This is a genomic window from Synechococcus sp. R55.7, assembly GCF_047461955.1.
In the GTDB taxonomy this organism is placed as follows: domain Bacteria; phylum Cyanobacteriota; class Cyanobacteriia; order Thermostichales; family Thermostichaceae; genus Thermostichus.
Genome location: NZ_JANSIC010000137.1, coordinates 1 through 6,836, shown reverse-complemented (window position 1 = coordinate 6,836; position 6,836 = coordinate 1). Strand labels below are relative to the sequence as shown.

At 60.0% G+C, this 6,836-nt stretch carries 8 protein-coding genes; 4 read left to right on the top strand and 4 right to left on the bottom strand.

Translation table 11 applies throughout. The annotated features are described in order from the left end of the window. Window positions 1-30: 30 nt before the first annotated feature. A complete protein-coding gene (locus NW820_RS08415) occupies window positions 31-870 on the bottom strand; it encodes a M23 family metallopeptidase (protein WP_414407230.1) in 840 nt (279 codons plus the stop codon). Window positions 871-1,147: 277 nt separating this feature from the next. Here NW820_RS08415 and cruF point away from each other — a divergent pair, with 277 nt between their 5' ends. Next, complete coding sequence (gene cruF, locus NW820_RS08410; protein WP_414407229.1) at window positions 1,148-2,218, top strand: gamma-carotene 1'-hydroxylase CruF; 1,071 nt, start codon at window positions 1,148-1,150, stop codon at window positions 2,216-2,218. Next, window positions 2,205-3,302: a threonine aldolase family protein gene (locus NW820_RS08405; RefSeq protein ID WP_414407228.1), complete on the top strand. Its 1,098-nt coding sequence runs from the start codon at window positions 2,205-2,207 to the stop codon at window positions 3,300-3,302. The genes cruF and NW820_RS08405 overlap by 14 nt, the downstream gene beginning before the upstream one ends. Window positions 3,303-3,391: 89 nt before the next feature. Here the strand turns inward: NW820_RS08405 and lspA are convergent, their stop codons facing one another. The 3 genes from lspA to NW820_RS08390 form a co-directional block, all read right to left on the bottom strand. Further along, entirely contained in the window at window positions 3,392-3,916 is a 525-nt protein-coding gene (lspA, locus tag NW820_RS08400) for a signal peptidase II (RefSeq protein ID WP_414332043.1), read from the bottom strand. A gap of 260 nt (window positions 3,917-4,176) precedes the next feature. After that, window positions 4,177-4,401 (bottom strand): hypothetical protein, encoded by a 225-nt coding sequence (locus NW820_RS08395; protein WP_148202686.1) that lies wholly within the window; start codon window positions 4,399-4,401, stop codon window positions 4,177-4,179. A gap of 156 nt (window positions 4,402-4,557) precedes the next feature. Further along, the gene (locus NW820_RS08390; protein ID WP_414407227.1) at window positions 4,558-5,361 is read right to left on the bottom strand and encodes an ABC transporter permease; all 804 of its coding nucleotides are present in this window, start codon (window positions 5,359-5,361) and stop codon (window positions 4,558-4,560) included. Between the two features lie 166 nt (window positions 5,362-5,527). On the opposite strand from NW820_RS08390, the gene ruvA reads away from it, so the two are divergent. Continuing rightward, window positions 5,528-6,142, top strand: coding sequence for a Holliday junction branch migration protein RuvA (ruvA, locus tag NW820_RS08385; protein ID WP_011432196.1), 615 nt, complete (start codon window positions 5,528-5,530; stop codon window positions 6,140-6,142). Further along, on the top strand, window positions 6,139-6,747 hold the full coding sequence (nadD, locus tag NW820_RS08380; protein ID WP_011432197.1) for a nicotinate-nucleotide adenylyltransferase: 609 nt from the start codon (window positions 6,139-6,141) through the stop codon (window positions 6,745-6,747). Before ruvA ends, nadD begins: the two co-directional genes overlap by 4 nt. The last annotated feature ends 89 nt before the right edge of the window (window positions 6,748-6,836 follow it).

Below are 6,836 nucleotides of genomic sequence, written 5' to 3'. Positions count from 1 at the left end.
GGTCTCGCGTGGAGCGGATGTCCGTCTCGGCTATCGCTGCCCTTGCCAGCAAGCTCCCAAACTGGGGGCTTGTCCCACCTGCCAAAGGAACAGGCTTTCGGCCCCAAGGGGGTGAATGCTCCAGGGATCCAGGCCAGACCCAAACCACCCATAGGGATCGACGGCAGCCGGTTGGCCGGAGTTGGTGTTGTCGAAGCGACGCACCTCGAAATGGAGATGGGGCCCGCTGGCACAGCCGCTGTCTCCCGATAGGCCGATGATTTCTCCTGGGGCCACCACTTGCCCCTCCTGCACCCCAACTTGGCTGAGGTGGGCGTAGAGGGTTTCCCAGCGGGGAAGGGTTCTTCTGTCTGCTCTCTCCCCATCGGAGAATTCTGGCTCGTGCAGAAGGCGCACCCGCAACCCCCTGACCGGTCGGCCCAAGCCGGGGCAAAAAAACTCCGGCTCCTCACGGGCCACGGTGACCCGACCGGCGGCAGCGGCCAGGATCGGGGTGCCCACCGGCATCTCCCAGTCATAACCGGCATGGCCATCGCTTTTGCCACAGGGGTGCAGCGGGCCAGGGATCCAAACTTGGCCTTGCCCACTCACAAACCGTCTGTTGCCATCCCTCTCCCCCAAAGGCAAGTCATGGTCGAAGAGGTTGGTGACAGGAAATTCCCCAACAAAGGGCTTGTGCAAAAACGGCCACTGGGGCGGCGGCGGATCCCCATAAGCAGAACGATATTTTTCCAGCTCCAGCCGATAGTCTTCCAGATCCTGACGCTGGGCGGGATCTTCCGTGTGCTGCTGCAACAGATCCACCAGCTGCAGGGCCTGAAGCCAGTCCTGGCGCTCCACAGCACGAGCCAACTGGGCGTACACCCCCACCCGGGATCCCTGCGGCGAAGACGGGGAGGAGACCTGAGGAAAAACGGGCGATATGTTTACGAATTGATACAATAGACAGCAAAATATCAGCAGTGTCACCGTTAGCGGTGGTGACATCCCTGCCCAGAGGGCCATCCCAAGTAGGCCGGCCTGCAAGCAAGCGGGCTTGTTCTTGGCTTTAGGCTCTCTCTTGGGGCCATCCGCTTTTTCCCTCAGCCGCCGTATGGGTTGCAAGGAGACAGAGCGGCTTCGCTTAACCACTCTTCGGGAGTTTCTCATGCGTTGGTTCTCGTCCTCTGGTGTTCTCGTCAGCCTGCCTTTCCAGTCTTCTGTTGGGCGAAGTGTTCTGCCCCTGTCTGGCTCGATTTGGCAGCGGCTGGAGGCCTTAGCTCTGGGTTTGCACATTCTGTCTTTGCTTTTTGGGTTGGCAGGGTTGCTCTGGGTTGTACCCCATCCTGAGTGGGTGGCCAGTTTGCCCCCCATTGGCCTTCAAGCTTTCTCCTTGAGCATGGGCAATGGCGGCGTGGCCTACATGGTGTTCGGTGCGCTGGCGGCAGCTCTGATGGGATCCCGGCTGTTGGGGATGCGGCGCCTGTTGATGTTTTTGATCCCGGCGGTGGGCATTTCCTTGGGCAGTGAGCTGTTGGGTACCAGCACTGGGATCCCCTTTGGCAACTATGGCTACCTGAGTGGGCTGGGCTATAAGATTGCCGGGTTGGTGCCTTTTACCATCCCTCTGTCTTGGTTTTATGTGGGGTTGTCGTCCTATTTGTTGGCGCGTGTGGCTCTGCAAACCCAGCGCCACTGGTTGATCCACTTCGAGGCCATCATGTTGGGGGCCCTGCTGCTCACCGCCTGGGACTTCGTGCTGGATCCGGCCATGACCCGCGGCTTGATCCCGTTTTGGACGTGGTTTCAGCCGGGGCCCTTCTTCGGCATGCCGTTGCAAAACTTCGGGGGTTGGATGCTGACTGGGGCTGCCTTCATGACGGTGGCCAATCTGCTGTGGGGCGAGGATCAACCCATCCTTGACCGCCGCCAGTTGGTGGGGCCGCTGGTGCTCTATGTAGCTAATTTTGCTTTTGCCCTGTTGATGAGCCTGGGCTCCGGCATTGTTGCGCCGGCGGGGCTGGGCCTGTTGTTGGGGTTGGGGCCCGCTTTGGGGTTGTGGTGGAGTGCAAAGACCCCATCCCGCTATTGCGAAAGGACTCCGTCCCGCTATCGCGACCAGCCTGAGCCGCCTTCCCATCCCCAAAAGGACTCTGTCCCGCTATTGCAAACGGTTGAGGGAGAGGCAGGTCGGGACTGGGATACTTTGGAGGATCCCGGTTGGGTTGGCGCGAAATAAACTGGCCCTAACCTTTCCTCGGCGAGATCCCCCAGTTGTCCAGGCCATGAACTTCTGCAGCGACAATGTCACAGGCGCCTGTCCTGAGGTGATGGAAGCCCTGTTGGCCCTCAGGGGATCCGCCATGCCCTATGGAGGGGACGAATGCACAGCGCAGGTGCAAAGGCTGTTTGCCGAGATCTTCGAGCATGAAGTGGCAGTGTTTCCGGTGGCAACAGGATCTGCTGCCAATGCCCTGGCCCTTTCGGTGCTCACCCCGCCCTACGGGGCGATTTATTGCCATCCCGAGGCCCACATCAATCTGGACGAATGTGGAGCGCCAGAGCTGTTTACAGGTGGGGCCAAGTTGGTGGGGATCCCAGGGGAACAAGGCCGTATCGACTGGGGCAACTTAAAAGCAGCCCTGGAGCGGGCGGGGTTTGGGGTGGTTCATCACGTGCAGCCTGCCTGCCTCAGCCTGACGCAAGCCACTGAGGCCGGCACCCTCTACTCCTTGGAGCAGCTTGGATCCCTGGCGGATTTGGCCCATCACTTTGGCCTTAAGGTGCATATGGATGGGGCCCGCTTTGCCAATGCCTTGGTCGGTTTGGGCTGCACCCCTGCCGAGATGACCTGGAAAGCGGGGGTGGATGTGCTGTCCTTTGGGGCCACCAAAAATGGAGCCTGGGCTGCGGAAGCGGTGGTGTTTTTTCATCCAAATCAGGTGGGCGATTTTGAGTTTCGCCGCAAGCGCAGTGGCCATCTGCTCTCGAAGATGCGCTTTTTGTCTGCCCAATTGCAGGCCTATCTCCAGGATGGGGTGTGGCTGCGCAATGCCCGCCATGCCAACGCAATGGCCCAGCAGTTGGCGCAGGGACTGGGATCCCTGCCGGGAGCCAGGTTGGTATATCCCACCGAGGCCAATGAGGTTTTTATCGAGCTGCCGGAGCCGGTTCTCCAGGCCCTAGAGGGAGCGGGGTTTCGGTTTTACCGCTGGCTGGGGGAAGGTCACCACTTAATCCGCCTGGTGACGGCTTTTAACACTTTGCCCGCAGATGTCGAGCGCTTCTGCCAGGTGGCTCAGCAAGCCAGCCATTTGCAATAGGCGGACGGAGTCCTTCAAGCTGACCAGGGATCCCCCTGGCCAAAGGCCTGAGCGTCCCAAGGGATCCCTGAAGGCTGTTCATCGGCTCGTCAATCCTTAAAGTGGGTGCTGTCGCGACCGGGCTTTTTCTCCAGGCAGGGCGAGGCGGAAGTCGATCCCGTTTTCTTTGAGTTGTCCTGTAGCAGACCAATCAGCAGACAGGCCACCCCAAGGTTGATGGCCACATCCGCCACGTTGAATACCGGAAAGCGAATCCAGATCAAATTGAAAAAGTCCACGACATAGCCGTTGACGAAGCGGTCGATGCCGTTCCCCACGGCTCCTGCCCACACCAAGCCATAGCCGGCCTGTTCCCATCGGCCCAGGATCCCGCCGCGAATGGCCAGCAGCGCCAACGCCAGCGCCACCCCCAGCGAGATCCACTTCAAGAGCTCTGCCGAATCTTCAAACAGGCTCCAAGCAGCGCCGGTATTCTCCACGTAGGTGAGGTGAAACACCCCTGGCCACAGCTCAATCTCTGGCCCCGGCAGCAGCCGTTCCACTGCCCAGTGCTTGGTCGCCTGATCCAAGATTACCCCCAGGATCCCGGCCAGCCAAAAGCCTTTGTTTTTCATGTCGTCTTGGCCTCAATCACGTCCACCGGCAAGAGCGCCCCGATGAGCACTTTTCCCATCCTGACATGCTGCTCTTCTGCCGGCTCATTGCACAGAAGCTCAAGGGCGGAGCTCTGGACTCGAAGTTGGGCCTGTAACGGGATCCAACACCGGTGAGTGGCCTCAGAAGCGATTGGCCGCCTCTGGCTTGAGAGGAGCAGCAAGAAAACCGTCCAGCTTAGGCAACTGGACGGGGATCCCCTGGGGGTGGACAGGATTGGCTACCGACCCTGCTGCTCCAGGGATCGGCGCAATTCGCTGGCCATCTGCATGAACTCTTGCGGGTTGCCCGCCTTGCCGTAGGAAGAGCGATCCTGAACCTTTTTGCCGCTGCCTTGGCGGGTGCGGGTGTTGAGCAAAGCGCTGGCCATTTCCATGAACTTGGCAGGATTTCCCTCGCTGCTGCCCCGCACGAGAGGGGCGCGTCCGGCACGAGTGACAGCCATAGATACCTCAATTTTCACAAATGAAATGCTTGTTACATTTTCTCACAAGGGCTCTGCGATCAACCAGGGCCAGCGTTTCCTTGCTGTTACAGCGACTCCGGCCAATACTTAGGGATCCCTCCAAGTGCAAACCTTGCCTGAGGTTGGAAAGAGCCATCAGCGAGTTGTGGTTTTCTCTTGAGTCCAATGATGGGTCAGCCAAATGGGGAGCACCGTCAGGCCGATCACCCCCAGAGCCACCACGCTGATCACCGGGCGCTGCCGAGGCTTGGTGAGCTGGCTGAACACCCAGATCGGCAGGGTTTGCTGCTGGCCGGCGGTGAAGGTGGTGACGATGATTTCATCGAAAGACAGGGCAAACGCCAGCAGGGATCCCGCCAATAGGGCCGAGGCCAGTTCGGGCAGAAGGATGTACCGAAAGGTTTGCAGAGGATTGGCCCCCAAGTCGGCAGAAGCCTCCAGTTGAGAGCGTCCCATGCGGCGAAACCGGGCCAGCACGTTGTTGTACACCACCACCAGACAAAAGGTGGCATGGCCGATAACAATTGTCCAAAAGCTGAAAGGGATATGCAGCAAATGGATCGCCGAGCGCAAGGCGATCCCGGAGACAATGCCCGGCAAGGCGATGGGCAGCAACACCAAAAACGAGATCGTCTCGCGGCCAAAAAATCGGCTGCGATAGACTGCTGCTGCCGCCAGGGATCCCAGCACCACCGCCACTCCGGTAGCCAGCACAGCCACCCGCAAAGACAAAAACAAGGCCCGCCAAATATCGGCCCGCCCCCAGGCCACGGCAAACCAATGCCAGGTCAGCCCCGGCAAAGGGAAGCGCAAGGTCGCCTCATCGGGGCTGAAGGCATAAAGGACGATCACCAGCAGAGGAAGATGGAGAAAGAGCAGCACCCCCAGCGAGAACAGGATCCAAAGCCATTGGCCGATGGGAAAAGGGCGAATCGGCATGGATGAGGGAGAATACAGAGCTGGATGGGGAACAGTCTACAGGTAGAGAAATGGTCTGTGAAATAGCCTTGTAGGGAAGCAGCCTTTGGCAAGGACTTTAGATTGCTTGGCCGACTTTGGAGCTCCAGTCGAGCAGAGCATCCCAAACCCAGATTAAACTCGCAGCATGATCGCGTTTTTAAGCGGCCACCTTGTGGCCATCGAATGGGGAGAGCGCAGCAGCCTCACCGTTGAGGTGCAGGGGATCGGCTATCGCGTCAAGGCCCCAGGACGTTTTCTCAAGCAACTGCCTGCAGTGGGGGAGCCCGTCCGGGTGTTCACCCATTTGGTGGTGCGAGAGACCGAGCTGGTGTTGTACGGGTTTGGCTCGCCAGCCGAGCGGGACTTGTTTGTGGAACTCATCAAAGTCTCGGGGGTGGGGCCGGCTTTGGGCTTGGCCCTGCTGAATACCTTCGGCCTGCCGGAGCTGGTGCAGGCGGTGGTGACCGAAAATGTGCGCCTGCTCTCCCTCACGCCGGGGGTAGGTCATAAAACGGCCCAGCGGCTGGCCTTGGAGCTGAAAACCAAGCTGGCCCACTGGCGACAGGGGATGGGAGTTGCGGATCAACCCTTGGCCGGAGGGCCGCCCATGCCCATCCGAGAAGAGGTGGAAATGGCCTTGCTGGCCCTGGGCTACAGCACTCAGGAAATTCAGGCTGCCTTGCAAGCTCTGCCCACTCACCCCCGCCCAACGGAAGACTGGCTGCGGGATGCCATCACCTACCTGAGCCAGCAGCCATGAAGCACCGCCGCATTGCCATTCTGGGCGGAACCTTCAACCCTGTGCACCATGGCCACTTGATCATGGCAGAACAAGCTCTTTGGCAGTTTGACCTGGATCAGGTGCTGTGGATGCCCGCCGGGGATCCCCCCCACAAGCCTCTGGCCCCTGGCGCCAGCAAAGCCGACCGCTTGGCGATGGTCAAGCTGGCCATTGCCGACCACGAGCGCTTCGCCTGCTCAGAGCTGGAGATCCGCCGTTCGGGGCGCTCCTACACCATCGAGACACTGCGCACCCTCATCCAGGAGCAACCCAATACCCAGTGGTACTGGATCATCGGCGTGGATGCTCTGCGGGACCTGCCCCAGTGGTATCAAGCGGAAGAACTGGCCCGCCTCTGCCATTGGATTGTTGCCCCACGGGTGGATGCCGGCGATGCCGCCCAGGTGCTGCAGGCGGTGGCCGCAAAGCTGCCCATCCAAGCCCAAATCCTGGAAGCCCCTACCCTGACGCTCTCTTCCACCTACCTGCGACAGCAAATCCAAAAGGGAGGGTCTATCCGCTACCTGGTGCCCCCTGCTGTGGAGCACTATATCCGTCAGCACCGCCTCTATCTGCAGCCCTAAAGGAAAAAAGGGGGCGGATCCCCCCTCTAGAGTCACCAAACAGCTTAAGACCTGCCATACGCCACAGCCTCTCCCCGGAAGAGGGAAAG